Raw genomic sequence first — 25,925 nt, 5'->3', positions numbered from 1 at the left:
GGAGATTTTGTAATGATATTACGTTATTTAACAAATTTAAAATTAGCTAAAGAATTATATGGTGCGGCAAAACCTAAAATAAAAGGTGACCAATCTATGAAAGATACGTTTGTTGAAGTATTCAACTTACCAGCAAATGCAGTACCATTAGCAGGTGCTGTTGAAGCGTTAAGTGCAGTATTCTTCGTATTAAGTTTTGCAAGTAAAAGATTATCACGTCTTGGTTCATTGCTAACAATCGCAGTATTAGGTGTAGCAGCATATAAACACTTTGAAGCAGGTCATGGTAAAGCAGGCGCTAAACATGCTTTAGATTTAACTGGATTAGCAGCATTAAGCTTCTTAGACACATTTGACTGTAAGAAAAAATAAGTTGCTTCATTTTTGACTATAAAGTGAAGGATGTAACCATACATTGGTATATCTAGATACTAGAAGTTACTTACTTTTTTAATGAAAGATAAATAACCTAAGACTGCCAACAAAGTCTCCGACCTTGTTGGCAGTTTTTTTATGCCCATTTTCCGAAGGTACGGTCTTAGCCAACAGTCTTCGGCTAATGCTTTTCTCACTAGAGTCAATTTAAATTGCTGTCGATAGGATATGAAAAATAGGATGTTTGATAAATTAAAAAGCAATTCAGTCATTTAGCGCATCATTAGTATGTCGCTAATAAATTATAATTTGAGTTAAGCATATTGAGTATTACAGAAAAATTTTTTAGATCGTTTATTGATGACACATGCATATAAAGAAAAATATAAAAATAGGCAAATTCACTACAAATTTATTTAGTGTTTTTCTCTATATGCTAATGGCTATTTGCGTTTTTAACGAAAAGTAAATAGCCTTTTTTTATTGAAAAATTTTCATACAAAAACACTATGCATTTTGTAAGTTAGAAGATTTGATATTTACAATGGATAACACATTCTTTTTTTAGTAATAAAAAGAATGAATAGCTTAATAAAATTTGAAAATGAAAAGTAAATATTAAAAAAATAGTATGAAATTTTAATATTTCACATAGTTGGTCATATTGAATTCGTTTTAGAAAATGGGATAAAATTAATGTATTAATATTGTTAAGCGATAAAGTCCGTATAATTGTGTAAAAGTAAAAAGGCCATATAACAGTCCTTTTACGGTACAATGTTTTTAACGACAAAAACATACCCAGGAGGACTTTTACATGACCCAAGTACATTTTACACTGAAAAGCGAAGAGATTCAAAGCATTATTGAATATTCTGTAAAGGATGACGTTTCTAAAAATATTTTAACAACGGTATTTAATCAACTAATGGAAAATCAACGAACAGAATATATTCAAGCAAAAGAATATGAACGAACAGAAAACCGACAAAGTCAACGAAATGGCTATTATGAGCGCAGCTTTACGACACGTGTAGGCACGCTAGAATTAAAAGTACCCAGAACACGTGATGGCCATTTTTCACCCACAGTGTTTGAACGTTATCAACGAAACGAAAAAGCCCTCATGGCTTCAATGTTGGAAATGTATGTATCAGGCGTTTCAACTCGTAAAGTATCAAAAATTGTGGAAGAACTTTGTGGTAAATCCGTCTCTAAGTCCTTCGTTTCTAGCTTAACAGAACAGCTAGAACCTATGGTTAACGAGTGGCAGAATCGTTTATTATCAGAAAAAAATTATCCTTACTTAATGACCGATGTACTCTATATAAAAGTACGAGAAGAAAATCGAGTACTCTCAAAAAGCTGTCATATAGCGATTGGAATAACCAAAGATGGCGACCGTGAAATTATCGGCTTCATGATTCAAAGTGGCGAAAGCGAAGAGACCTGGACAACATTTTTTGAATACCTAAAAGAACGCGGTTTACAAGGTACGGAACTCGTTATTTCTGATGCGCACAAAGGATTAGTCTCTGCCATTAGAAAATCCTTCACCAACGTAAGTTGGCAAAGATGCCAAGTTCACTTCCTAAGAAATATCTTTACCACCATTCCTAAAAAAAATTCAAAATCTTTCAGAGAAGCTGTTAAAGGAATTTTTAAGTTCACAGATATTAACTTAGCGCGTGAGGCTAAAAATCGATTGATTCATGATTATATCGATCAACCAAAATATTCAAAAGCTTGCGCATCATTGGATGATGGATTCGAAGACGCCTTTCAATATACCGTACAAGGAAATTCCCACAATCGACTAAAGAGTACCAATCTAATTGAACGACTGAATCAAGAAGTACGCAGAAGAGAAAAGATTATTCGCATCTTCCCCAATCAAACATCAGCCAATCGCTTAATTGGAGCCGTTCTTATGGACCTACATGATGAATGGATTTATTCTTCAAGAAAATACATCAATTTTGATAAGTAGAAATGGTAAAAACATTGTATAGCATTTTACACAGGAGTCTGGACTTGACTTGTTAAGCATCACTAAAACAGATATTAACATCAAGAAAAAACATAAGGAGTGGTTGTATGAATTCACAAACATTTAAATCATTAAATGAGCTTATATCTACGTATCAACAGGGGAAAAAATTTTTTAAGTTCAGTAAACGAGAGTATAAATTAAATTATGAAGAAATATTTATCTTAAATTATATTTATAATTGTGAAGATAATGAAATTACTGCAAAAGATATTGCAAAACACTCAGAACTACAACCGTATTATTTAACGAAAGCTTTGCAAAAATTAATAAAAATGAATTTCTTAAGTAAAAAAAGAAGTGAAATAGACGAAAGAACAGTTGTAGTTTATGTGAATGAGCAACAACGTAAAAGCATTAATGAAATGATTGAAGCATTACAACGCTCATTATAATCATGATAGAATCCCTATAAAATGAAAAATTTTGCGTAAGCCATAACAAGACTAATATTTTGAAAATGCAATTTTATATTATTAGTTATATATTGTACTATAATATGTTTTTGAAAACAAATTAACTGTGGTATACTTATATTTGTTAAATGAAAGCGCATGCATAAAAGCGGGAAAGGTGTTATTATGAATTTACTTATAGGGATTATATTCTTGGGCATCGTGTTATGCTTATTTACATTATTCACAAGCAAAGCACCAAATGGTAGTAAAGCGATGGGGGCACTTGCAAATGCTGCCATTGCATCATTTTTAGTTGAAGCATTTCACAAATATGTCGGCGGTGATTTAATTGGGTTACCTTTTTTAGGTCAACTTGGTGAAGCGGCAGGTGGGCTTGGTGGTGTTGCAGCAGCAGGGTTAGTAGCACTAGCTATGGGTGTGTCTCCTGTTTATGCATTTGTTATTGCAGTTTCATGTGGCAATATGGACTTGTTACCAGGTTTTGTTGCGGCTTATATTGCAAGTTTTGGTATGAAATGGATGGAAGAAAAGTTACCTGATGGGCTTGATTTAATAGCGGCAATCATTGTCATCGCACCTATTACAAGATTGATTGCAACGGGTATGACGCCAGTTGTAGATGCTTCTTTAATGCAAATCGGTAATATCATTAAAGAGTCTACAACTTCGAGTCCAATACTAATGGGTGTGGTATTAGGTAGTATTATCACGGTTGTAGCTACTGCACCATTAAGTTCAATGGCATTAACTGCTTTATTTGGATTAACTGGTACACCTATGGCTATCGGAGCATTAGCAGTGTTTGGTTCGTCATTCATGAATTTTGTATTATTCAAAAGAATGAAGTTTGGTGATCGCAAAACAACCATTTCAGTTGCAATTGAACCTTTGTCACAAGCAGATATCGTAACTGCAAACCCAGTACCTGTTTATATTACAAATTTTGTTGGTGGCGCAATATCAGGCGTAATCATTGCTTCATTTGGTTTGGTGAATGAAGCAACTGGAACAGCTACGCCAATTGCAGGACTGATGTTAATGTTTGGGTTTAACAATGCACTTACTGTGATTACAGTGGCATTGATGTGTGCATTAAGCAGTGCAATTTGTGGTTATTTAGGGTCACTCGTATTTAAAAACTATCCAATTATTACAAAGTACGAATTGCAAAATGGTACAATGCCCAAAAAACTTAAACAATATTATAAATTAAAAAAAACAATGTGCAGAAAGCTTAGCATAATAAAACAGGGATTGAAATCACGAAATTATTATAGAAAAATGAGACGACGCCCTATGGGTCTGTCATAATTCATAAAAAATTGATCTTCTATGATTATTGTTGAAGGACAAAAAAATCTAGTTTCTTCCTATTTAACTAGTAATCATTCATCTGTAACAAGTAGTAGATAATTATTGACGAAAATCTAGCATTTGTTATGTATACTTATAAAATAAAAACGCGCCGGTTGAATGTTCGAATTTCAACTGGCGCGTTTTAATATAACTTCTGGAATAAAAATTTTATGACGCATTCGTTTGCATATAACGTAATGAGCTTGTTTCCATTTTATTAAATATATATTCTAAAATCATTGCTAATAACCAATAAAACATTGCAGCAACAGTGTAGACTGTTATGAAACGGTATCCTTCATTGGCAATAATGTGACTGACTGCCATAATTTCAGTGACTTGAACTGCAAACGCTAGGGAAGTTCCTTTGATTAACATGATGAATTGATTTTCAATATTAGGTAACGCATAAGCAAATGCTTGAGGTAGCACGATTTCTTTATATATATGAAATCTCGTAAGCCCTACAGATTGTGCAGCTTCTATTTGTTCATAATCGACAGATTGCAATCCGCTTTTAATAGATTCTGAAAGGTAGGCAACAGCATGTAATGAAAATACAATAAATGCAATGATTAATGGAGAAAAAATATCAGGATTTATATGCCATTGCAAATGCTCGTTTAAGAATAAAATAAAGGCTGGTAGACCATAATAGACAATGAATAACTGAACGATCAGCGGTGTACTTCTGAAAAAAGAATTGTATATTATAATGAACTGAGATAATACAGGTATACGTTTTAAGCGAATCATTGCGAAGATTAATCCAATGAACAGACCAATGATAATGGCAACAAGTGAAATCATGATTGTATTTGGCACGCCTTTGAGTACTTCAAATATAGTATAAAAAATAAATGACATAGGTCTGTCCTCCTTAAATTTGGTATGGTTTTTGGGCACGTTTATCAATGATTGTAAATACGCCTTGGATAATTAAAGCGATGAGCCAATAAACAACAGAAATGACAATATATACTTCTAACATACCTAAACCATAATTATTACCAATAATTAATTTGACTTGTCCCATCATGTCGATGATTCCGATAGTAAAAGCCAAAGAAGTATCTTTTACAAGTTCGATGATTTGTGTTGTTAAATTTGGAATACTATTGCGCAGCGCTTGTGGTAAGATGATCTCTTTTAATATTCTAGGGTATGTTAAACCTATGGATAAACCTGCTTCAATTTGTCGGTAGTCTACAGATTGGTAACCTGCGCGAATAATTTCAGATAAATAAGCACCAGTGTGTAATGTGAAAGCTAAAATCACAAAAAATAATCTACTGAAATGATTGATATCAATATGTACAAACAACAATAACTGAGGTAAAGCAAAATAAACTAAGAAAAGTTGTAATAGTAAAGGTGTGCTACGAATAAAAGAAATATAGACTTTGACGACAGGTGACAATAATTTAATTTTTTGTATTCGTATGGTTGCTAAAATAAAACCGAGTATCAGTGCAAAAATGAGCGATAAAACAATCATCAATAATGTCAAAGGTAATTGTTGCAAGACTTGATATAATAAATCCAACCAATTTACTGATTGCATTAGCGATGCACCTCCAATTGTGATTTTTTCTTATTAATATCATCTAAATCTTCAAAGACATTAATATCAAAATATTTTTTTGAAAGCGCTTGTAGTTTGCCTTCTTTCTTCAATTCAATCGTAGCCTGGTCAATGTCATCATGTAATTGTTGATGCTTTTTATTGTAAACGATGTGTAATGGTTCTTTTTTAACAATACCACCGATTTTTACATCTTCTTTGACTTGAGATTGTATGGCTTTATAAGTGTTCCAATTCAAAAGCATGGCGTCTCGACGTTGCTGACTAACCATTTTTAAATTATCGCCATTCGAAGGTTCTTGTATCGTATTGACTTGAATCTTATCTGTATGATTTTTATTATATTCAGATAAGATAGAATACAAGCCACCACTAGGAGCCATTGGTGTAATATTTTTCCCTGGTAAATCATCTAAATGATGTATGTCGTTGTTATCACGGTTAACAACGAGCAAAGGTAAAGCATAACTATATGGCTCATCTTGATATAGAAATTGTTTTTCACGTTCAGGTGTTTTGAAGAACCAGTTAATCCCCATATCAAACTTTCCAGCACCAATGCCTACCAAGTTGGATTCTTCTTCGCCTACTTCATATTTGAAATCATATTGTGGTAATTTTTTTTCAAGTAATTTCATATATTCCATATCGAGTCCAATAAATTCGTTGTTTTTCGTAGTGTATAAGTAGGGTGGATTAACTTCTGCTGACAATGCGACTTTAATTTCCTTTTTGTGTGATGAAGTATCATCATTATGAGTAGCATTACAAGCAGACAATAAGAAACATAAAGCGCATAACATCATGAAGAAATATTTTTTGTGTCGTAGCATTAAACATCACGCTCCGTGCCAACATGATTTAAGAAACGCTGGATTCTTTTTGACTTAGTGTTTTCCAATACTTCATGTGGTGTACCACGATGAATAATGTGTCCATCATCAATAAATAGCACTTGGTCAGCGATTGCTTTTGCAAATTGTATTTCGTGAGTAACTAAGACCATTGTCATACCTTCTTGGGCAATCGATTTGATTAGAGAGAGTACGCTTTGTATAGATTCTGGATCCAAGGCTGAGGTTGGTTCATCAAGCAGTAGTACATCAGGATTTAAGGCAAGTGCACGAATGATTCCGATACGTTGACTTTGCCCACCAGATAATTGACTTGGATATTTATCTTTTTGTTTTAATAAATCAATTCTATTTAAATAAGACAGTGCGATGTCATTGGCTTCAGCATGGCTATAATTTTCCCCATATTTTAAACCGACAGTAATATTTTCTAATATTGTTTTATTTTTAAAAAGATTATAATTTTGAAAAACCATCGCGGATTTTTGACGTAATTTGAATATATCTTTTTTATTATGTTTAGAAGCATCAAAGCTTGTATCCCCAATAGTAATAGTCCCTGATTTCGCTAAAGCAAGTGCATTTAGTGTGCGTAAGAGTGTTGTTTTACCAGAACCACTGGGTCCGATAATAGCTGTGACTGTACCTTTATCCTGTGAGAAACTGACGTCATTCAGTATCGTATTCTCATTGTATTTATGTATAAGATGATTAACTGTAATCATATGTGTCCCCCCAATATACCAATAATTATAAATTATCATAATAAATCTTATCGGTAAAGTAAGGATTTGGGGTAGAAACCTTTATTTAAGCCATATCGAGTGTTAAACTTATACTTATATAGAAAGAAATATAATGGACGAGGTGGAAAAAATGGAAGATTCTGCATTAATACATACAGATATTCAAGAAAAATGGATAGCAAAATTGAATACAGTAAAAGATAAATTTAGATCACATGCAGTCTATAATGATCAACATTCTAGGTTTCCATATGAAAATATTGAGTGGTTAGTTAATGAAGGTTATACATTATTAACTTTACCTAAAGCATACGGTGGCGAAGGTGCCTCAGTTGAAGATATGGTTATTATTCAAACCTATTTAGGCTCTATTGATGGTGCAACGGCACTTTCAATTGGCTGGCATCTTAGTGTTGTGGGTCAATTATATGAACAAAAGATGTGGGATGAATCCATGTTAAATCAATTTGCGGAATCTATCAGAAAAGGTGCACTGGTTAATAGAGCTGTAAGTGAAGCGGAAACAGGGAGTCCTACACGAGGTGGTAGACCTGCTACGAATGCAATTAAAAATGAAAATGGCTATATATTAAATGGTGTTAAAACATTTACTTCTATGAGTAAGGGGCTCACGCATTTTATTGTGAGTGCATATGATGAAACGATTGAGCAAGTAGGATTTTATCTTATAGAAAAGGATACACCAGGCGTAGAAATTGCAGATAATTGGAATATGGTAGGAATGAGAGCTACAGAAAGTCACGATTTAATATTAAATGATGTTCAAATACCAGAACAGAATTTTGTAGAAATTAGAGGCGCTGGTGGTAAAAAACCAAACGGCTGGATTCTACATATCCCAAGTACTTATTTAGGCATTGCGCAAGCAGCACGAGATTATGCTGTTGACTTTGCTAAAACTTATAGCCCTAATAGTATAGAAGGTACGATAGGAGATATAACAACCGTTCAGCAAAATATTGGCAAAATGGAATCCTTGCTATTATCTGCGCGTCACTTTTTATGGAGTACAGCATCATTATATTCAAATACCCATTCAGATAAAGCTATATGGAATGAAACATCTGCTAGTAAGGTGTTAGTCATGAATCAAGGACTCGAAGTAATTGATATTGCCATGCGTATTGTCGGTGCTAAGAGCCTTGAAATGGAACGTCCGTTACAACGTTATTATCGAGATATGAGAGCAGGTTTACACAATCCACCAATGGAAGATATGGCATATACTAATATTGCTAAGAGTGTATTAGATAGATTTTAGAAAGTATAAAGACTTGAGAAAGTTTCATTTAATAGTTGTAATTAAAATGCATTTAGACATAGTGTCTGAATGCATTTTTTTAATAACTTAAAAAGCTAAAAATTGACTTTTTACTATTGTAAAATTACTAGAGTCATTATATAATCAATTGGTACTGATAATCATTTTCAATGGAGGAGAATTATGAAAAAATTATTGTTTCCGTTACTTGCTTTAATGCTTATTTTAGCCGCATGTGGTAATAAATCAGATAGTGACTCAAATAGCGACAAAAAGGAAGAAACAAAATCATATAAATTAGATAGTGGAAAAAGTATCGATATTCCTAAAAATCCAGAGCGTATTGCCGTTGTGGCGCCTACATATGCCGGTGGTATTAAATATCTTGGTGGTAAGATTGTGGCAGTAAATGAACAAGTCGATAACAGCAAATTACTTAAAGATAAATTTAAAGGTGTAGAAAAAATTGGGGAAAATGATGTAGAAAAGGTTGCAAAAACAAAACCTGATTTAATCGTTGTTTATTCAACAGATAAAAATATTAAAAAATATGAAAAAATTGCACCTACAGTTGTGTATGACTATGGTAAACATAAGTATTTAGATCAACAAAGAGAATTAGGGAAATTATTAGGTAAAGAAGATGAAGTAAAATCTTGGGAAGATAAATGGAAATCACAAACTAAAAAAGATGGACAAGAAATAAAAGATAAAATAGGCGAAGATGCTACTGTTTCAATCTTTGATGAATTTGATAAAAAACTATATAGCTATGGTCCTAACTGGGGTCGTGGTGGCGAAGTATTATATCAAGCATTTGGTCTGAAGATACCTGATAAACTAAATGATTTAGTTAAAAAAGAAGGATGGGCAGAAGTTAAACAAGAAAAAATTGCTTATTATGCCGGCGACTATATTGTTTCAACAAGTGAAGGTAAATCAACACCTGCTTATGAAAAAACAGACTTATGGAATAATATTCCAGCGGTACAACAAGATCATGTAATTAAAGTTCAAGCTGAGACATATTGGTACAATGATCCATACACATTAGAATTTATGAGAAAAGATTTAAAAGAAAAATTTTTAAACAATTAAACTAAATTATCAGTACGCTAAATCAATTTGATTGTATGTAGTAAATAATAAGTGCTTTAGGACAGAAAGACTCATTTTTAAAACATTCTAAGATTAGCTATGAAGAAATCTTTACAATAGATTTTTTCATAGCTATTTTTATAGTTTCAAAGAGGAAGGCGCTGCATGTATATGCTAAGGGTAAGGTATAAATATGTAGTTTTTCATTCATAATATGATATTAAACATCAGCATGTTATAAAATGGGTGCAATATATTTATTTTATTAAAGAGTTTATGTGGTCTTATGCTTGTGATGATTTAATGGTTAAAATACTAAAAATGCAACCTAATGTAAACTTTTTATTTTTTAAAGTTTACATTCGTGATATAATTTCTTCATCGAGGAGGAATAACTATGACAACAAAAAGATTAGTATATACAGCATTGATGACAGCAATGATAGCGGTACTAGGCTTTGTGCCTGCGATACCATTGCCGGTAATGCCAGTACCCATTGTTTTACAAAATATAGGTATATTTCTAGCAGCGATACTTCTTGGACGTAAATATGGGACTTTAAGTGTCATTGTTTTACTATTACTAGTAGCAACAGGTCTACCATTATTATCTGGCGGCCGTGGCGGTATTGGTGTATTTGCAGGACCTTCAGCAGGTTTTTTATTTATGTATCCAGTGATTACATACCTGATTGGTTTAGTGAGAGATTTATATTTTAATAAAATGAATTTTGTTGTATTATTAGGTACAACAATTGTGTTCGGTGTATTACTGTTGGATATTGTAGGCACTATCATTATGGGGTGGATAACACATTTACCAATATCTAAGTCAGTAATGCTTTCATTCGTCTTTATGCCTGGAGATTTATTAAAAGCGATTATTGCGAGTTTAATAGGCAATACAATGTTAAACCATAGTCAATTCAAACAATTAATGAAGTAAAAACATATAGGGAAGGTGTATAAATTGGTCATTTCTATGAATGATATTTTTCAACAAGGCACGGTTTATCAAGATGATAATAGTAAAACCATTTATTTAACACCTGAGGAACCGTTAGTATATGATACAAACAAATGGATATATAAGCGAATGCCTACGCTTAATTCTTGGAAATTAGATATGGCTTACCAACAATTTATGCATAAACAACAAGGATCTTCCCACCTTGCATTTACTTTTCCTGAAAATGAGCACCTAGATCAACAATGGTTGGATGAAATAAAAGCATTAGAATTTGAGTTAGGGATTATGGAGCTTTACGCTATCGAACCTCAGCATATCCATCAAGCTATAAACTCAGAAATAGATGTTACAATCGTGAACGATGAAACACTTGAAGATTATATAGCTATTTATCGTAGGTTTGCTGAACCGTATGGGCTAGCATATGCACAAGAAAGTATACAGATGATTCGTAATCAATTTCCACAAGAAAATAAATTGAGAATATTAGCATATAAGGGTGAAGTCCCAGTAGGTATATTAGATTTAATTGTGTCCGCATCGGCGATGGAAATAGATGGATTTGGCGTGTTGGATGAATATCAAAGGCAAGGCATAGGCAGTGTGATGCAATCATTTGTAGCACAGATTGCGAAAGACAAAACGATAATATTGATAGCTGATGGTGAGGATAGCGCGAAAGATATGTATATAAAGCAAGGTTATATCTTTATTAGCTACTGTTATCAAATACTAAAAGAGCATATTTAAAATAATATCAAACGATACTATTATAATAGGAGTAAAGCGGAGACGTAGTTTGTTGATTTATCAACTAATTACATCTCCGCTATTTTTATGCGTTCAGGGTGACTATAAATATTAAAATTTCCTTCTCTAATAAAACCAATGGCTGTAATATTTAAATCTTGTGCGAGTGTTATGGCTAGCGTGGTTGGCGCGGATTTAGAAAGAATAACGCCCACACCGATTTTAGCGGCTTTAATTAATATTTCAGAAGAGATTCTACCACTAAATATAAGTACTTTATTACGTACTGGTATATGTCTTTCGATACAGTAACCATAAAGTTTATCCAGTGCGTTGTGGCGTCCGATATCTTGACGATGTTCGAAAAACGTATCTCCATCACTAATGGCTGCATTGTGTAAACCACCTGTTTGTTTGAATACTTCACTAGCGCTTTGTAAACGTGTCATCATATTCAGTACTTGTTGAGGATTTAATTCAATATTTGACATTGACGTCTTTGCTACTGCTGCATCATTTTGAAAATAAAATTCTCTGCTTTTACCACAACAGGATGCAATCATGCGTTTAGTAGAATACTCGAAGCGTTCTCCTAAGGATTTTGTTAACTCAACGTGCGCAAACCCCTTACTATCATCTATTTGAATAGACTTTAAATCATCGCTTCTTAATATAGCACCTTCAGAAGCTAAAAAACCAAGTGTAAGTTCTTCCATATGATTTGGACTACAAATAACTGTAGCAAATTCTTCACCATTCACCATAATAGTTAATGGAAATTCAGTAACATAGTGATCTTTTTTTTCTATCAGTTTACCATCTTCAAAGCGTACAATTGTTTGATTTGTCAAAACATCTTCATGCATACAAGCACCTCATTTCATATTCTATTATTATTTTAGCTTATTTTTAGTTGTAAAAAAATGATTCGGTTTATAAAGGTATTATCATTACACGATTCTGTTTATAAGTTGCTTTTAACGATTAATCAGATTTAGTTACGTCACAATTGATTTAACATAAAGTGAGAAGTAAACTTAAGGTAAACAATACTAATAGAGGTGATACATGAATGGCAAGTATTAGGGATATTGCACGTCAAGCTGAAGTAAGTCCAGGTACTGTTTCACGTGTTTTAAACAATGATCCAACTTTATCCGTTGCTAAAGAAACGCGGACACGCATAAATCAAATCGCACAAGCGTTACAATACGAAAAAGTTACTAGAAAAAATAAACGTATCCAAATTATTACATACGCTTCTCGAGAGAAAGAAATGTCGGATCCATATTATAGAGAAATCCGATTAGCGATAGAAGCAGAAGTTAAAAGATTAAACTTATCCCTTAAGCGAACAATTAGAATTGATGGGCAACAAGATCATATCGATTTAAACAAAATTGAAAATGCAGGCGCCATTATTGTAATTGGGAATTTTTCTGTAGATGCATTGAACAAATTGAAAACGCACAACGCTAACATGGTGGTCATTAATAATCCAAATACACCTAAATCTATTGATGCTGTGTATTCTGATTTGGATGATGCAATGACAGAACTGCTTAATCGCATTTTAGATAAAGGTCTAACGAAAATTGCATATATTGGTGGGCACCATACAATACGAGAGTTGAATGGTATAACAACTACTAACGCAGCAGATGTTAGATACCAAGCATATCAATCATGGTGTGAAAAACATGACGTCGAAGAAATAGTGTTACTCAATGGATGGGGAAAAACACAGGGAGAGGATGCAGTGAAAGTTTATTTAGAAAGTGATCATGCGTTTCCTCAAGTATTTATTGCTGGCAACGATATGATTGCAATCGGTATTTTACAACAATTGCAACTAAATAAAAAAGCAATCCCTGAAGAAGTGAAATTAATTAGTTTTAATGATTTAGAAGTGATTCAATATGCAGTGCCTTCAATTAGTAGCGTGCATATTCCTGTCGATGAATTTGGGAGAACTGCTGTCAGAATGGCAGAAGAACGTATCAATAACACAAGGCAAATCGCAATTCATGTTGTTGTAGAAGCGAAACTCAAAGCAAGAAACACATTTAAAGTATAGTTAACTTTATTGACAAAACATTTAGTAAACAAGTAAACTTTAATTGTGTTTACTAAAGGGCCGATAGGTATGTGAGATGGTTTAGAAAAAGGAGTGGCAAGCTTATGTTACAGGAAATGCACAAAAAGTTTGAATCTTTATTTGATGTAAAAGCAGATGTGAGGGCGTTTGCACCGGGACGAATTAATCTAATTGGGGAACATACTGATTATAACGGTGGTTATGTATTTCCAGCTGCAATAGAACTGGGGACATATGGTTTAGCATCTAAAAGAACGGATCGTATCATTCAATTATATTCAAATAATTTTGAAGATACAGGTATTGTATCTTTTACATTAGATGAACTTGAATTTAATGAGCAACACGATTGGGCAAACTACCCTAAGGGTGTCGTTAAATATTTAAAAGAAGAATTTAATGATATCAATCAAGGATTCAATATTTTAGTTGAAGGAAATATACCGAATGGTGCGAGTTTATCGTCATCAGCTTCTATTGAATTACTAACTGGCTGGCTAATTAAACAATTATTTAATTTGCATTTAGAGCGCTTACAGTTAATTAAATTAGGACAAGTCGTTGAAAATAAATTTATGGGTGTGAATTCAGGTATAATGGACCAATTTATTATTGGTATGGGTAAAGCAGAGCATGCCATATTATTAGACACCGCTACACTTGATTTTGACTATGTACCTGCTAAATTTGGAGATTATGTCATCTCAATTATGAATACAAATAAAAGACGTTCACTAACTGAAAGTAAATATAATGAACGTAGATCTGAGTGTGAAAACGCACTCTCACAATTACAGCAGCAATTAGAAATCACATCTTTAGGTGAATTATCTTTAGCGCAATTTGAGAAGTACCAATCACTTATTACTGATGAGGTCGTATGTAGACGTGCCAAACACGCGATTTCAGAAAATGAGAGAACGAAGCTTGCACATAAAGCATTGGCTGATAATAACTTTGAACAATTTGGGCAATTACTCAATGCATCACACAAATCATTAAAAGAAGACTACGAAGTTACAGGTATTGAATTAGATACCTTAGCTGAAACAGCTCAGCAAGTAGAGGGTGTATTAGGCGCAAGAATGACAGGTGCTGGTTTTGCAGGATGTGCCATTGCTTTAGTGGATAAAAATAGTATACAGAAGTTAGAAGATGAAGTATCAAAAGCATATATTGATAAAATTGGTTATGCACCTTCGTTTTATCATGTGGGTATAAGTGATGGCGTTAAGGCTTTGTAAGCAATACAAAATGATTAAAAGAAAGGATTTTGAATATGTCTGTTTTAGTATTAGGTGGCGCTGGATATATTGGTAGTCATGCGGTGGATCAATTAATAAGTAGAGGTTACGACGTCGTTGTTGTAGATAATTTAGGGACAGGTCATCGTGTAGCTGTAAATAAAGATGCACGATTTTATGAAGGCGATATACGTGATAAGCCATTTTTAGATCAGGTGTTTACAACTGAAACAATAGAAGGTGTCTTCCATTTCTGTGCATATTCGTTAGTAGGTGAATCTGTTGAGAAACCGTTAGCGTATTTCAACAATAATGTGAATGGTTTACAAGTGTTATTAGAAGTCATGTATGATCATCAAGTAAAACATATTATCTTTTCCTCAACTGCAGCAGTATATGGAGAACCAGATACAGTGCCTATTACTGAAGCAGATTCTAAAACACCGACGAGTCCTTATGGTGAAAGTAAGTTAATGATGGAAAAAATGATGCATTGGAGTCACAATGCTTACAGTGTTAATTATGCAGCCTTGCGTTACTTTAATGTAGCGGGTGCAAAAGAAGAGGGCACTATAGGTGAAGACCACCGTCCAGAGACGCATTTAGTGCCAATTGTATTACAAGTTGCATTGGGACAAAGAGAAGCATTAACGATATTTGGTGATGACTATGATACGGAAGATGGTTCATGTATTCGTGACTACCTTCACGTTGTCGACTTAATAGATGCACATATTTTAGCTTACCAACATTTACAAAATGGTGGGGAATCTGGCGCATTTAATTTAGGAAGTAGTCAAGGGTACTCAGTATTTGAGATATTAGAAGCGGCTCGAAAGGTGACAAACAAACCAATTGAAGCGAAGGTTGGACCTAGAAGAGCTGGAGACCCTAGTAAATTAGTTGCATCAAGTGATAAAGCACAATCAATACTTGGTTGGAAACCAAAACATGATAATATACATGACATTATTGATTCAGCTTGGCGCTGGCATAATCAACATCCAAACGGTTATCAAGAAGATACGGAGGTATAAGGCATGTTATTAAATCAACAATTAGTACAGCAATTTGTCACACAGGCAATTGCATTTGGTGATTATGAACAAGAAGATAACATTTATATTCAAAATCAACTGCTCCGAATTTTAAATGCAATAGGTATTGATGTTGATAATGAATCACCACTAAACCAAGATGCCACTGCAAATGCGATTGCTCAGTATTGGATTGAACAAGCAGTTAATGAAAACTGCCTAGAAGATGCATTATATAAAAAAGAAATCGTTGAAGCACAAATATTAGATTTAATAACACCTCGACCTTCAGTTATTAATCGAAATTTTGTAGAAGCCTATAAAAAATCACCGGAAACAGCTACTAATTATTTTTATGAAATAACTAAACGGAATCATTATGTAAAAGAAGATGCTATTGCTAATAATATTAATTATGAAGTAGAAACAGAATACGATGATATTGAAATTACAATCAATTTATCTAAACCTGAAAAAGATGCAAAGCAAATTGCGAAAGCTAAAGCTGAACCAGCTAAACATTATCCTAAATGTGCACTATGTATTGAAAATGAAGGCTACCAAGGTTCGGTTACACAAGCAGCTCGTACGAATCATCGTATTATACGATTGAAATTAGACGGAAAGTCGTGGGGATTCCAATATTCACCATATGCTTATTTTCCAGAGCATAGCATTGTGTTATCTGAACATCATGTGCCTATGGAAATTAATAAACAAACATTTGTTAATTTGTTAGCGTTTATTGAACAATTTCCACATTATTTTATTGGATCTAATGCAGACATTCCATTAGTTGGTGGATCGATTTTATCACATAATCATTATCAGGCTGGCAAACATGTATTTCCTATGGATAATGCGGCAGAAATAGAGCGGTTTACAATGAATGAATTTTCATCGGTAACAGCGAGTACATTGAATTGGCCAATGAGTGTGATTCGATTAAAAAGCGAAAATCGCGATGAATTAATTAATGCAGCAACATATGTGATGAATACGTGGAATCAATACTCAGATGAAACGATAGATGTAAGGGCATTTAGTAATGATGGTGAAAGACATCATACTGTAACACCGATTGCACGTTATAGACAATCACAATATGAATTAGATATCGTTTTAAGAGATAATCAAACTTCCGAAGCATTTCCAGATGGCATATTCCATCCACATGAGGATGTACAACATATTAAAAAAGAGAACATCGGTTTAATAGAAGTGATGGGTACGGCGATATTACCAGGGCGCTTAAAAGAGGAATTACAACAAGTAAAAACGTATCTTGTGGGTGATAACCAATTAGATTTAGGTATGCACCAACAATGGGCTGAAAATATGAAGCGCACTTATGATATCAATAAACAAAATGTTGACGACATCGTTGATAAAGAAGTCGGTTATAAATTTAAACGTGTGTTAGAAGATGCAGGTGTTTTTAAAAATACCGATACTGGACGCCAAGCATTTAAACGCTTTATCAAACATTTATAATAAAAGCAGCGCATGTCGAATTGATTAGGCTATGTTTAAAAACGCGCTATATTTTATGACATGTTATAAACTGAAAATATTTTTGTCTCAAGGCGGAGTGAAGAAATCAAACTGGACTCATTGATTTCTTCACTCCGCTCTTTTATTTTCTTGATTACAAGCATATAATAAAAGAAAATAGGAGTGATTATTTTGAAAATTAAATTTAAATATTTAATTATTTCATTTATTGTTTTATGTCTTGTGTTAGCAGGATGTTCAAATGGTGATAATAAGGATAATAGTAAAACGAAAAGCGATGAAAAAGCAAAACAAGAATTACATGTTTCTGCAGCAGCAAGTCTAACGGATGTCACTAAGGATTTAGAAAAAGCTTTTAAAAAAGATCATAAAGATGTAGACGTTTCTTTTAATTATGGTGGTTCAGGTGCTTTAAGACAACAAATAGAAAAAGGTGCACCAGTAGATGTATTTATGTCTGCAAATACAAAAGATGTGGACGGACTAGTTGATAAAGACAAAGCACAAAATACATATGAGTATGCTAAAAACCAACTAGTATTAATTGGTGAAAAAGATAGCAACTATCATTCGGTAACTGATATACAAGGCGATGATAAGTTAGCCATTGGTGAAGCAAAATCAGTACCTGCAGGTAAATATGCTGAGCAATATTTAAAAGATAATCATTTATTCGATAAAGTGAAACCAAATTTAGTTTATGCCAAAGATGTGCGTCAAGTATTAAACTATGTTGAAAAAGGTAATGCACAATTAGGTTATGTGTATAAAACAGATTTATATCAATCACAACAAAATGGTAGTAGTAAAGTGAAAGAAATCAATACAGCCGATTTGAAAAAACCAATTACTTATAAAGCAGCTACTACAACAGATAAAAAGTTAGCGAAAGAATGGATAGATTTCTTAAAAACAGATAAGGCCAAAGATATTTTGAAAAAATATCAATTTGATGCATAGGAGGATTTAGCAATGCCAGATATTACACCATTTTGGATATCACTTAAAGTAGCCGTTATAAGTACTATCATAGTAACTTTAATTGGCGTAGTCATTTCAAAATGGTTATATAGACGCCATGGTATCATTGCTAGAATCTTAGAAAGTATCATAGTCTTACCTATTGTTTTACCACCGACTGTGATGGGGTTCATCTTGCTCATAGTGTTTTCACCAAGAAGTTATATTGGGGCATTTTTTGCTAATGTATTACACTTACCCGTAGTGTTTACATTGACTGGTGCAGTCATTGCCTCTGTGATCGTCAGTTTTCCATTGATGTACCAACATACTGTACAAGGTTTCCGCAGTATAGATCATAAGATGCTAAATACAGCTAGGACAATGGGAGCCAGTGAAAGTAAAATATTTTTTAAATTAATTCTACCGCTATCTAAACGTGCAATATTATCTGGTGTAATGATGAGCTTTGCAAGAGCAATTGGTGAATTTGGCGCTACGCTTATGGTGGCTGGCTATATTCCAAACAAGACAAATACATTACCATTAGAGATTTATTTCTTGGTTGAACAAGGTAAGGAAAATCAAGCATGGTTATGGGTGATTGTATTGGTAGCATTTGCGATAACTGTTATAGGTACAATTAATTTATTAAATAAAGATCGTTATCGGGAGGTAGATTAATTGTTACATATACATCTGACACATCAGCTTAAAGCAACACCATTAAGCATACAAATTAATGATGATAAACCAAAGATATATGCAATTAAAGGGCCCTCCGGTATTGGCAAGACGACAATATTAAATATGATAGCGGGTTTAAGGCAACCTGACAACGCATTTATACAAGTGAATAAACGTATTATTTCAGATTCAGCACATGCGATTGATGTGAAAATTCAAAAAAGAAATATTGGCTATCTTTTCCAAGATTACCAACTTTTTCCTAACATGAATGTCTATCAAAATATTACTTTCATGGCACAACCTTCTGATCATATCGATAAATTGATGAAACAACTAAATATTGATCACCTAAAAGATCAATATCCTATGCGTTTATCAGGTGGAGAAGCACAACGCGTGGCTTTAGCTAGAACACTGAGTACAAAGCCAGACTTGATTCTGTTAGATGAACCATTTTCAAGTCTAGACGATTCGACTAAGCATGAAAGTATCCAACTTGTGCAACGTATATTTGAAAAGTGGCAAATTTCTATTATCTTTGTTACACATTCAAATTATGAGGCCACCTCACTAGCGCATGAAATCATCACTATTGGCTAAAATCATTTTCCAAATATAAACTTCAATACTTAAAAACCTGTATGACATAGATAATAGCTATACAGGTTTTTTTAAAAGTATAAGACAAACATCTATAATATGAATGTATTTTTTGATAAATTCAAATGATAATAAGCATCATTTTATTTTAGAAGGGGTGTATATATGAAGATAGAATTTTTAGGAACAGCAGGTGGGTTTCCGTCACTTTATAAGTCCCATTCGCAACATTTACAAGCAATACATAGAACTGGACCAGCTATTTATATACATGACCTCCAATTATTAATTGATACTTCTGAGGATATATTTTATCAATTACGCCGTTCAGAAATTTATGATATAAAATATGGCATATATTCGCATTGGCATCCTGATCATACGATGGGTATAAGAATTTGGGAAACATTAAATTTTGATTTTATAAATAAAGTACCACAATCCAAAAAATCGAAAATAATCCTTACAGAGCAACATGTAAATGATTTTAAAAAATATTTTGGTCATTGGGATCATTTAAACTATCTAGGTGATTTAGGTGTAATTGAAAAAGAGATTATTCCTAACAATGGTCAAATAAAGATAGGTGAAACGACTATAGAGTGGATTCAGCTAGCAGAAGACATTGCATTTGGATTTTATATTACGACATCCACATTACGCATTTTAATTATCCCGGATGAAATTAAAGGTTATCACCCAATAGAAAAATTGAAGAACGTTGATGTTGCGATTTTACCATTTGGTAGTAATGAAGTTAATCCAGTTACCAAAGAACGAATTCACGAAAATGGTATGCTAGCAGCGTTAGGTGAAATTACTTTTCAAGAAAGTGTGACTATCGCGCGTGAAATCAATGCAACACACACTTACTTTACACACATAGAAGCAACGGAAAACTTAAATGAAACACACATTGAACAATTAGAACAGCAATTAAAAGAGGAAGGATTGTTGACTACCATTGCTTACGATGGTTTACAAATTACAATAGAATAAATATGGCAACAACCATTAATAAAGTACCCTTCAAAGCCTACACAACAAAGTGAAATGGAGAAGGGTACTTTTTTAGTTAAATATTGATCAGCTTTGTGAAGCGCTAGTTTGATTTGGAATAGGAAAATAATCAAAAATTTCTCCGGAATGTAGTGCTTCGGAAAGTGTAGATAGCCAAGCATAATAGACTTTGGAATGTTCAATTTGTTCTAACATTTTATTGGCATCTTCAATCCATTCTGGTTCTGCATCTTCAGAATCAATAATAGGGAAGAGTAATTTTTCTGCTCGTTGAATGGCTTCTAAATTTAATTTGATTTCACGATTCCATTTTTGCGAGAAAAAATTACCGAAAAACGTAAAGAAATCTTTTTCTGCTGTAAAGTGTTGTTTTCTGCTACCTCTAATAAATTGTTGCTTTACACCATCAAATTCTTGTAGTCGTTTAACACCGGCACTCATACTTGGTTTACTCATTTGTAACTCATAACGCATTTCATCTAATGTCATGCTTTTTTGTTCGAAAACCATCGTGCCATAAAGATTACCTACACTCCGATTGACACCGTAAAGATCCATTGTTTCTCCAATAGAGTTAATTACGATATCTTTCGCTTCTTCTAATAGTTGTTCAAAGTTTTTTGATCGCGCCATGAATTCACCTCAAAATAATATTTGATTCATTGTACCATGAAGTTAAGATAATAGGATATGTTCAGAATGTTGAAAATACTTGTCTATATTAATGAAAGATAAAATAAAAACACGCATTAGAGCTGAATAAAGATAAGGGGAAACACTACTTTATAACAATATTAATTTTAAACCGTTGTTACATTGGAGACCAAGATTTATAATAGAAATAATGATGTGAAGAGAGGGTTATTCGTGTGACACAGGATCGATATTCAAGACAAATGTTATTTAAACATATTGGATCAAACGGACAGGATAAAATTAAGAGACAGCATGTACTTATTGTTGGTATGGGTGCTTTAGGTACACATCTTGCAGAGGGTTTAGTGCGCTCTGGCATAGGTGAACTTACGATTGTGGATAGAGATTATATTGAATACAGTAATCTTCAAAGGCAAACATTATTTTCAGAAGCGGATGCAGATGCAGCATTGCCTAAGGTCATTGCTGCAGAAACAAAATTATTAGCAATTCGTAAAGATGTCGTCATACACAGTCATATCGCACATGTTGATCGTCAATTTTTAGAAGCGCATGCTACAAATATTTCTTTGATTTTAGATGCTACAGATAATTTTGAAACGCGGCAATTAATTAATGACTATGCGTATCAACAGAATATACCATGGATTTATGGTGGTGTAGTGCAAAGTACTTATATAGAAGCTGCATTTATACCTGGCACAACACCGTGCTTTAATTGCATGGTACCACAATTGCCAACCATCAATATGACGTGTGATACGGTAGGTGTTATACAACCCGCTGTAACGATGACGACAAGTTTACAAGTACGCGATGCATTGAAACTATTGATAGAACATACGCCTGATACTAAATTGACTTATGGTGATTTATGGGAAGGTACACATTTTAGCTTTGGATTTAGTAAATTATATAGAACAAATTGTCCAACTTGTGGTCAAAATCCAACATATCCCCATTTAAATGAAACCAAACGTCAGTATGTTAGTTTGTGTGGAAGAGATACGGTGCAATATGAAAACCCTAATATTTCCCAGGAAATGCTAGGTGTATTTTTAAATCAACACAAAATCGCATTTAAACGTAACCCTTATATCATTCAATTTCAATATAAAGGTTATCGTATCGTCAGTTTTAAAGGTGGACGTATGCTGATACATGGCATGAAGCAACCACAAGAAGCAATTAAATTAATAAATCAATTATTTGGATAAATGAGGTGGGCATCGTGCATACAAATGTGCAATTAGACAAAGATATAAAATGTGCTATTTTAACCGTTTCTGATACAAGAGATTATGAAACGGATAGGGGGGGCCAATTGGCTCAATCACTACTTTCTGAATTGAATGTAAGTATTGCTACTGAGCATTATCGAATTGTTAAAGATGAACAAGACTTAATTCAAAAACAACTACAAGAATGGTTAAAGGAAGATATAGATGTCATTATTACAACTGGTGGTACAGGGATTGCTCAGAGGGACGTTACAATAGAAGCTGTATCAGCACTAATCACAAAAGAAATTGAGGGTTTTGGTGAATTATTTAGATATTTGAGTTATACCGAAGATGCTGGAACACGCGCACTTTTATCAAGAGCGATTGCAGGCGCAGTTGGAGATAAGTTGATTTTTAGCATTCCTGGTTCAACAGGCGCTGTTAAATTAGCGTTGAACAAGTTGATAAAACCAGAATTAAATCACCTAGTGAATGAAATCACTAAATAACAAAAGCGCCAAGTGTAGCTTGAATTCTGATTTATTTAATAGAATTGCGACACTTCGCGCTCAGTTTATATAGTTTCTACTAAAAAATGATGGTCATGACTTCAGTTTACTTTGGGTAATTCAAGGAGTCATTATCTTTAATTATCTTGGCGCTGATAGTCGCCTGATTTCCCACCTGATTTGGATAACAGATAGGTTTCACCGATTACCATACTTTTATCTAATGCTTTTGTCATGTCATATACGGTAAGGGCAACAGCAGTAGCAGCTGTTAGTGCTTCCATTTCAACGCCAGTTTTACCTGTAGTAGAGACAATCGTCTGTATATTAAGTGTGTATGATTGTTCATTTTCTTGCCAATCAAATGTTACATCTATGCCAGTTAGTGGTAATGGGTGACACATAGGAATAATATCTGCAGTATTTTTAGCGGCCATAATCCCCGCAATTTGAGCAGTATTTAAAACATTCCCTTTTTGATTTGTATGTTCGACAATTTGTTTATAAATTTCCGAGTTAACTGTGATACTTGAATGTGCAATTGCAGTACGTTTAGAAATGTTTTTTTCTGAAACATCTACCATTTTAGCATTGCCTTGGTGATTTATATGCGTAAATTCAGACAAAATATCCCTCCTAATCGTTTCTTAGTATATCACGAAATTAATTTATGTAAGGAGTAGATTTAAAATGCCAGTAGAAAAAAGAACGCCAATTCCTGTAAGTGAAGCAATTGAACGTGTAGTCAATCAATCGATTTATACGCAACAAGTAGAAGTTCCATTAAATGAGAGTATCCATCATATTTTAGCCGAAGATATCATTGCGACATATGAAATTCCACGGTTTAATAAATCTCCCTATGATGGCTTTGCTATTCGCAGTAAGGATACGGTAGGTGCTAGTGGTGAACAACGTGTAAGCTTTAATGTGATTGATCATATTGGTGCAGGATCTGTTTCTGATAAAACGGTAGGCGCTTTCGAGGCGGTTCGGATTATGACAGGGGCTGCTCTACCAGAAGGTACAGATGCAGTGGTTATGTTAGAACAAACTGTTGAAAACGGACATAGTTTTACTTTGAGAAAACCCTTTGAGCCAAATGAAAATGTTTCTTTAAAGGGTGAGGAAACAGAGATAGGAGATATCGTACTGCAAAAGGGACAATTAATTAATTCCGGTGCCATTGCTGTATTAGCAACTTACGGTTATACACAAGTAAAAGTAAATAAAAAGCCAAGTGTAGGTGTTATAGCTACTGGTAGTGAGTTATTGGATGTGAATGATGCTTTAGAATCAGGGAAAATTAGGAATTCAAATGGTCCTATGATTACAGCCTTATCGCAAAAATTAGGGTTAAGTGCTATTGCATATCAAATTCAAGAAGATGATTTGGACAGTAGTATTCAAGTCGTAAAAAAAGCAATGGCTAAACATGATATTGTCATTACGACTGGTGGCGTATCGGTGGGTGATTTCGATTATCTGCCACAAATATATGAAGCATTAAATGCAGAAGTACTATTCAATAAAATAGCGATGCGACCAGGTAGTGTTACGACTGTAGCAGTTGCAAATGAAACCTATCTATTTGGATTATCTGGGAATCCATCGGCTTGCTATACTGGTTTTGAGTTATATGTTAAACCGGCAGTACTTCATATGATGGGTGCTAATGCAATATATCCTCAAGTAATACAAGCGACATTAATGGAAGATTTTAAAAAGGCGAACCCATTTACAAGATTTATACGTGCCACAGCGACGTTGAATGGAAAAGAAATGACGGTAGTACCATCAGGGTTTAATAAATCAGGCGCTGTAGTTGCGATAGCCCATAGTAATGCTATGATTATGCTTCCAGGTGGAACGAGAGGCTATAGTCAAGGACATACGGTTAACGTCATATTGACGGAATCACAAACATACGAAAAGACATGTTTTATATGATTTTACAAATTGTGGGTTATAAAAACGCTGGAAAAACGACGTTAATGTCACATACAATCCAATTTTTAAAATCACATTTGTTAACAGTGGCAACTGTTAAACATCACGGATTTAACCAATTAGTTAATCAAGAAGCGGATATCACATTACAAAATGATCAAGTTGACCATATGAAACATTTTAATGCAGGCGCTGATCAAAGTATTGTACAAGGTAAGTCTTATCAACAGTCGGTAACAAGAAAAGAAAATCAAAGTCTTGAGGAAATTATCAGCGAATCTGTTACAATAGATTGTGACGTGATACTCGTAGAAGGCTTTAAATCTGCACGATTCGATAAAGTAGTTGTTTATCAAGATGAGAAAGAACGTCAAAGTCTAAGCCATTTAACGAATGTAAAATACTATGTGAATTTGGCCGAAACAGATGCATTGACGCTTTATAATCAATGGCTATTTCATTATTTTAAAATAGAAGGAATGCATTAAATGAAGCAATTCGAAGTGAAGTGTGACCCGATACAAACTGAGCCATATAGAGATTATGTCTTGGATGAAAATCAAGGCGCGGTAGTTGTTTTTACAGGTCATGTAAGAGAGTGGACGAAAGGTGTTAAAACAGAATACTTAGAATATGAAGCATATATTCCTATGGCTGAGAAGAAGCTCGCTCAAATTGGAGACGAAATATCACAGAAATGGCCTGGAACAAAAACAGCAATTGTTCATAGAATTGGACCACTGAATATATCTGATATTGCTGTACTTATCAGTGTATCCTCGCCACATCGAAAGGATGCATATCGCGCAAATGAATATGCCATCGAACGAATCAAAGCAATTGTGCCTATATGGAAAAAGGAAATATGGGAAGATGGCGCTCAATGGCAAGGGCATCAGTATGGGAATCACAATGATGCAGTTGAGGGGGAATAGTA

Annotated in this window: 27 protein-coding genes and 1 pseudogene; 21 read left to right on the top strand and 7 right to left on the bottom strand. The window is 33.7% G+C overall.

The window, feature by feature from the left end; genetic code table 11:
• The first annotated feature begins 12 nt into the window (after positions 1 to 12).
• From ACM595_RS06435 to ACM595_RS06420, 4 genes and pseudogenes are all read left to right on the top strand, one after another.
• Positions 13 to 372: a hypothetical protein gene (locus tag ACM595_RS06435; protein ID WP_011302556.1), complete on the top strand. Its 360-nt coding sequence runs from the start codon at positions 13 to 15 to the stop codon at positions 370 to 372.
• An 820-nt stretch (positions 373 to 1,192) separates the two neighbouring features.
• Complete coding sequence (locus tag ACM595_RS06430) at positions 1,193 to 2,365, top strand: IS256-like element IS256 family transposase (protein WP_000195429.1); 1,173 nt, start codon at positions 1,193 to 1,195, stop codon at positions 2,363 to 2,365.
• 107 nt (positions 2,366 to 2,472) lie between these two features.
• Positions 2,473 to 2,820 (top strand): transcriptional regulator, SarA/Rot family, encoded by a 348-nt coding sequence (locus tag ACM595_RS06425; protein ID WP_002482566.1) that lies wholly within the window; start codon positions 2,473 to 2,475, stop codon positions 2,818 to 2,820.
• 186 nt (positions 2,821 to 3,006) lie between these two features.
• Positions 3,007 to 4,017, top strand: a pseudogene (locus tag ACM595_RS06420) (PTS sugar transporter subunit IIC); the annotation flags it as partial.
• Between the two features lie 351 nt (positions 4,018 to 4,368).
• Here the strand turns inward: ACM595_RS06420 and ACM595_RS06415 are convergent.
• Genes ACM595_RS06415 through ACM595_RS06400 form a run of 4 tightly spaced genes read right to left on the bottom strand, consistent with a single transcriptional unit; the run spans position 4,369 to position 7,364 of the window.
• Entirely contained in the window at positions 4,369 to 5,067 is a 699-nt protein-coding gene (locus ACM595_RS06415) for an amino acid ABC transporter permease (protein WP_002482569.1), read from the bottom strand.
• Between the two features lie 13 nt (positions 5,068 to 5,080).
• Complete coding sequence (locus ACM595_RS06410) at positions 5,081 to 5,764, bottom strand: amino acid ABC transporter permease (RefSeq protein WP_037537886.1); 684 nt, start codon at positions 5,762 to 5,764, stop codon at positions 5,081 to 5,083.
• Positions 5,764 to 6,591 carry an amino acid ABC transporter substrate-binding protein gene (locus ACM595_RS06405; RefSeq protein WP_370874424.1) on the bottom strand — a complete coding sequence of 276 codons (828 nt, stop codon included), beginning with the start codon at positions 6,589 to 6,591 and terminating at the stop codon, positions 5,764 to 5,766. The genes ACM595_RS06410 and ACM595_RS06405 overlap by 1 nt, the downstream gene beginning before the upstream one ends.
• Before the next feature lie 26 nt (positions 6,592 to 6,617).
• Entirely contained in the window at positions 6,618 to 7,364 is a 747-nt protein-coding gene (locus tag ACM595_RS06400) for an amino acid ABC transporter ATP-binding protein (RefSeq protein WP_069821529.1), read from the bottom strand.
• A 151-nt stretch (positions 7,365 to 7,515) separates the two neighbouring features.
• On the opposite strand from ACM595_RS06400, the gene ACM595_RS06395 reads away from it, so the two are divergent.
• From ACM595_RS06395 to ACM595_RS06380, 4 genes are all read left to right on the top strand, one after another.
• Positions 7,516 to 8,667: an acyl-CoA dehydrogenase family protein gene (locus ACM595_RS06395; protein ID WP_037537889.1), complete on the top strand. Its 1,152-nt coding sequence runs from the start codon at positions 7,516 to 7,518 to the stop codon at positions 8,665 to 8,667.
• 183 nt (positions 8,668 to 8,850) lie between these two features.
• Positions 8,851 to 9,765: an ABC transporter substrate-binding protein gene (locus ACM595_RS06390; protein ID WP_041079134.1), complete on the top strand. Its 915-nt coding sequence runs from the start codon at positions 8,851 to 8,853 to the stop codon at positions 9,763 to 9,765.
• Between the two features lie 397 nt (positions 9,766 to 10,162).
• Positions 10,163 to 10,711, top strand: a complete 549-nt coding sequence (locus tag ACM595_RS06385; protein WP_011302565.1) for a biotin transporter BioY — start codon at positions 10,163 to 10,165, stop codon at positions 10,709 to 10,711.
• 36 nt (positions 10,712 to 10,747) lie between these two features.
• The gene (locus ACM595_RS06380) at positions 10,748 to 11,485 is read left to right on the top strand and encodes a GNAT family N-acetyltransferase (protein ID WP_002482576.1); all 738 of its coding nucleotides are present in this window, start codon (positions 10,748 to 10,750) and stop codon (positions 11,483 to 11,485) included.
• Positions 11,486 to 11,553: 68 nt separating this feature from the next.
• Here the strand turns inward: ACM595_RS06380 and fdhD are convergent, their stop codons facing one another.
• Positions 11,554 to 12,351, bottom strand: coding sequence for a formate dehydrogenase accessory sulfurtransferase FdhD (gene fdhD, locus ACM595_RS06375; protein ID WP_002482577.1), 798 nt, complete (start codon positions 12,349 to 12,351; stop codon positions 11,554 to 11,556).
• 206 nt (positions 12,352 to 12,557) lie between these two features.
• Between fdhD and ACM595_RS06370 the strand changes: the two genes are divergently transcribed.
• From ACM595_RS06370 to ACM595_RS06335, 8 genes are all read left to right on the top strand, one after another.
• Complete coding sequence (locus tag ACM595_RS06370) at positions 12,558 to 13,562, top strand: LacI family DNA-binding transcriptional regulator (RefSeq protein ID WP_115338414.1); 1,005 nt, start codon at positions 12,558 to 12,560, stop codon at positions 13,560 to 13,562.
• A 104-nt stretch (positions 13,563 to 13,666) separates the two neighbouring features.
• Entirely contained in the window at positions 13,667 to 14,827 is a 1,161-nt protein-coding gene (locus ACM595_RS06365; protein WP_011302569.1) for a galactokinase, read from the top strand.
• A gap of 35 nt (positions 14,828 to 14,862) precedes the next feature.
• Positions 14,863 to 15,864, top strand: a complete 1,002-nt coding sequence (galE, locus tag ACM595_RS06360) for a UDP-glucose 4-epimerase GalE (protein WP_069821527.1) — start codon at positions 14,863 to 14,865, stop codon at positions 15,862 to 15,864.
• Between the two features lie 3 nt (positions 15,865 to 15,867).
• Positions 15,868 to 17,358, top strand: coding sequence for a UDP-glucose--hexose-1-phosphate uridylyltransferase (gene galT / locus ACM595_RS06355; protein ID WP_069821526.1), 1,491 nt, complete (start codon positions 15,868 to 15,870; stop codon positions 17,356 to 17,358).
• 198 nt (positions 17,359 to 17,556) lie between these two features.
• Positions 17,557 to 18,339 (top strand): molybdate ABC transporter substrate-binding protein, encoded by a 783-nt coding sequence (gene modA / locus ACM595_RS06350; protein WP_037537991.1) that lies wholly within the window; start codon positions 17,557 to 17,559, stop codon positions 18,337 to 18,339.
• 12 nt (positions 18,340 to 18,351) lie between these two features.
• Positions 18,352 to 19,023, top strand: a complete 672-nt coding sequence (modB, locus tag ACM595_RS06345) for a molybdate ABC transporter permease subunit (RefSeq protein WP_002482583.1) — start codon at positions 18,352 to 18,354, stop codon at positions 19,021 to 19,023.
• Positions 19,024 to 19,629: an ATP-binding cassette domain-containing protein gene (locus ACM595_RS06340; protein ID WP_002482584.1), complete on the top strand. Its 606-nt coding sequence runs from the start codon at positions 19,024 to 19,026 to the stop codon at positions 19,627 to 19,629.
• A gap of 165 nt (positions 19,630 to 19,794) precedes the next feature.
• On the top strand, positions 19,795 to 20,628 hold the full coding sequence (locus tag ACM595_RS06335) for an MBL fold metallo-hydrolase (protein WP_069821525.1): 834 nt from the start codon (positions 19,795 to 19,797) through the stop codon (positions 20,626 to 20,628).
• Positions 20,629 to 20,715: 87 nt separating this feature from the next.
• Here the strand turns inward: ACM595_RS06335 and cudC are convergent, their stop codons facing one another.
• Positions 20,716 to 21,282, bottom strand: coding sequence for a choline uptake/conversion transcriptional regulator CudC (gene cudC / locus ACM595_RS06330; RefSeq protein ID WP_002482586.1), 567 nt, complete (start codon positions 21,280 to 21,282; stop codon positions 20,716 to 20,718).
• A 236-nt stretch (positions 21,283 to 21,518) separates the two neighbouring features.
• On the opposite strand from cudC, the gene ACM595_RS06325 reads away from it, so the two are divergent.
• Entirely contained in the window at positions 21,519 to 22,523 is a 1,005-nt protein-coding gene (locus ACM595_RS06325) for a ThiF family adenylyltransferase (protein WP_069826091.1), read from the top strand.
• Between the two features lie 14 nt (positions 22,524 to 22,537).
• Positions 22,538 to 23,038 (top strand): MogA/MoaB family molybdenum cofactor biosynthesis protein, encoded by a 501-nt coding sequence (locus ACM595_RS06320; RefSeq protein WP_069821523.1) that lies wholly within the window; start codon positions 22,538 to 22,540, stop codon positions 23,036 to 23,038.
• 137 nt (positions 23,039 to 23,175) lie between these two features.
• On the opposite strand, the gene moaC is transcribed toward ACM595_RS06320, so the two are convergent.
• The gene (gene moaC, locus ACM595_RS06315) at positions 23,176 to 23,664 is read right to left on the bottom strand and encodes a cyclic pyranopterin monophosphate synthase MoaC (protein ID WP_037537903.1); all 489 of its coding nucleotides are present in this window, start codon (positions 23,662 to 23,664) and stop codon (positions 23,176 to 23,178) included.
• Between the two features lie 64 nt (positions 23,665 to 23,728).
• Between moaC and glp the strand changes: the two genes are divergently transcribed.
• The 3 genes from glp to ACM595_RS06300 are packed head-to-tail and all read left to right on the top strand — an operon-like array spanning position 23,729 to position 25,923.
• The gene (gene glp, locus ACM595_RS06310; protein ID WP_419744479.1) at positions 23,729 to 24,988 is read left to right on the top strand and encodes a gephyrin-like molybdotransferase Glp; all 1,260 of its coding nucleotides are present in this window, start codon (positions 23,729 to 23,731) and stop codon (positions 24,986 to 24,988) included.
• A complete protein-coding gene (mobB, locus tag ACM595_RS06305; RefSeq protein ID WP_037537907.1) occupies positions 24,985 to 25,476 on the top strand; it encodes a molybdopterin-guanine dinucleotide biosynthesis protein B in 492 nt (163 codons plus the stop codon). Before glp ends, mobB begins: the two co-directional genes overlap by 4 nt.
• Positions 25,477 to 25,923 carry a molybdenum cofactor biosynthesis protein MoaE gene (locus ACM595_RS06300; RefSeq protein WP_069821522.1) on the top strand — a complete coding sequence of 149 codons (447 nt, stop codon included), beginning with the start codon at positions 25,477 to 25,479 and terminating at the stop codon, positions 25,921 to 25,923.
• The last annotated feature ends 2 nt before the right edge of the window (positions 25,924 to 25,925 follow it).

It is taken from the genome of Staphylococcus sp. LKG3-1, assembly GCF_048568385.1.
Taxonomy (GTDB): domain Bacteria; phylum Bacillota; class Bacilli; order Staphylococcales; family Staphylococcaceae; genus Staphylococcus; species Staphylococcus saprophyticus.
This window is presented reverse-complemented; position numbering and strand designations above follow the sequence as displayed.

Excerpts from the sequence above, each read along its gene's own strand:
- ACM595_RS06435 (WP_011302556.1), top strand. The coding sequence starts at position 13 with ATGATATTACGTTATTTAACAAATTTAAAATTAGCTAAAGAATTATAT.
- ACM595_RS06430 (WP_000195429.1), top strand. The coding sequence starts at position 1,193 with ATGACCCAAGTACATTTTACACTGAAAAGCGAAGAGATTCAAAGCATT.
- ACM595_RS06425 (WP_002482566.1), top strand. The coding sequence starts at position 2,473 with ATGAATTCACAAACATTTAAATCATTAAATGAGCTTATATCTACGTAT.
- ACM595_RS06415 (WP_002482569.1), bottom strand. The coding sequence starts at position 5,067 with ATGTCATTTATTTTTTATACTATATTTGAAGTACTCAAAGGCGTGCCA.
- ACM595_RS06410 (WP_037537886.1), bottom strand. The coding sequence starts at position 5,764 with ATGCAATCAGTAAATTGGTTGGATTTATTATATCAAGTCTTGCAACAA.
- ACM595_RS06405 (WP_370874424.1), bottom strand. The coding sequence starts at position 6,591 with ATGATGTTATGCGCTTTATGTTTCTTATTGTCTGCTTGTAATGCTACT.
- ACM595_RS06400 (WP_069821529.1), bottom strand. The coding sequence starts at position 7,364 with ATGATTACAGTTAATCATCTTATACATAAATACAATGAGAATACGATA.
- ACM595_RS06395 (WP_037537889.1), top strand. The coding sequence starts at position 7,516 with ATGGAAGATTCTGCATTAATACATACAGATATTCAAGAAAAATGGATA.
- ACM595_RS06390 (WP_041079134.1), top strand. The coding sequence starts at position 8,851 with ATGAAAAAATTATTGTTTCCGTTACTTGCTTTAATGCTTATTTTAGCC.
- ACM595_RS06385 (WP_011302565.1), top strand. The coding sequence starts at position 10,163 with ATGACAACAAAAAGATTAGTATATACAGCATTGATGACAGCAATGATA.
- ACM595_RS06380 (WP_002482576.1), top strand. The coding sequence starts at position 10,748 with ATGAATGATATTTTTCAACAAGGCACGGTTTATCAAGATGATAATAGT.
- fdhD (WP_002482577.1), bottom strand. The coding sequence starts at position 12,351 with ATGCATGAAGATGTTTTGACAAATCAAACAATTGTACGCTTTGAAGAT.
- ACM595_RS06370 (WP_115338414.1), top strand. The coding sequence starts at position 12,558 with ATGGCAAGTATTAGGGATATTGCACGTCAAGCTGAAGTAAGTCCAGGT.
- ACM595_RS06365 (WP_011302569.1), top strand. The coding sequence starts at position 13,667 with ATGTTACAGGAAATGCACAAAAAGTTTGAATCTTTATTTGATGTAAAA.
- galE (WP_069821527.1), top strand. The coding sequence starts at position 14,863 with ATGTCTGTTTTAGTATTAGGTGGCGCTGGATATATTGGTAGTCATGCG.
- galT (WP_069821526.1), top strand. The coding sequence starts at position 15,868 with ATGTTATTAAATCAACAATTAGTACAGCAATTTGTCACACAGGCAATT.
- modB (WP_002482583.1), top strand. The coding sequence starts at position 18,352 with ATGCCAGATATTACACCATTTTGGATATCACTTAAAGTAGCCGTTATA.
- ACM595_RS06335 (WP_069821525.1), top strand. The coding sequence starts at position 19,795 with ATGAAGATAGAATTTTTAGGAACAGCAGGTGGGTTTCCGTCACTTTAT.
- cudC (WP_002482586.1), bottom strand. The coding sequence starts at position 21,282 with ATGGCGCGATCAAAAAACTTTGAACAACTATTAGAAGAAGCGAAAGAT.
- glp (WP_419744479.1), top strand. The coding sequence starts at position 23,729 with ATGCCAGTAGAAAAAAGAACGCCAATTCCTGTAAGTGAAGCAATTGAA.
- mobB (WP_037537907.1), top strand. The coding sequence starts at position 24,985 with ATGATTTTACAAATTGTGGGTTATAAAAACGCTGGAAAAACGACGTTA.
- ACM595_RS06300 (WP_069821522.1), top strand. The coding sequence starts at position 25,477 with ATGAAGCAATTCGAAGTGAAGTGTGACCCGATACAAACTGAGCCATAT.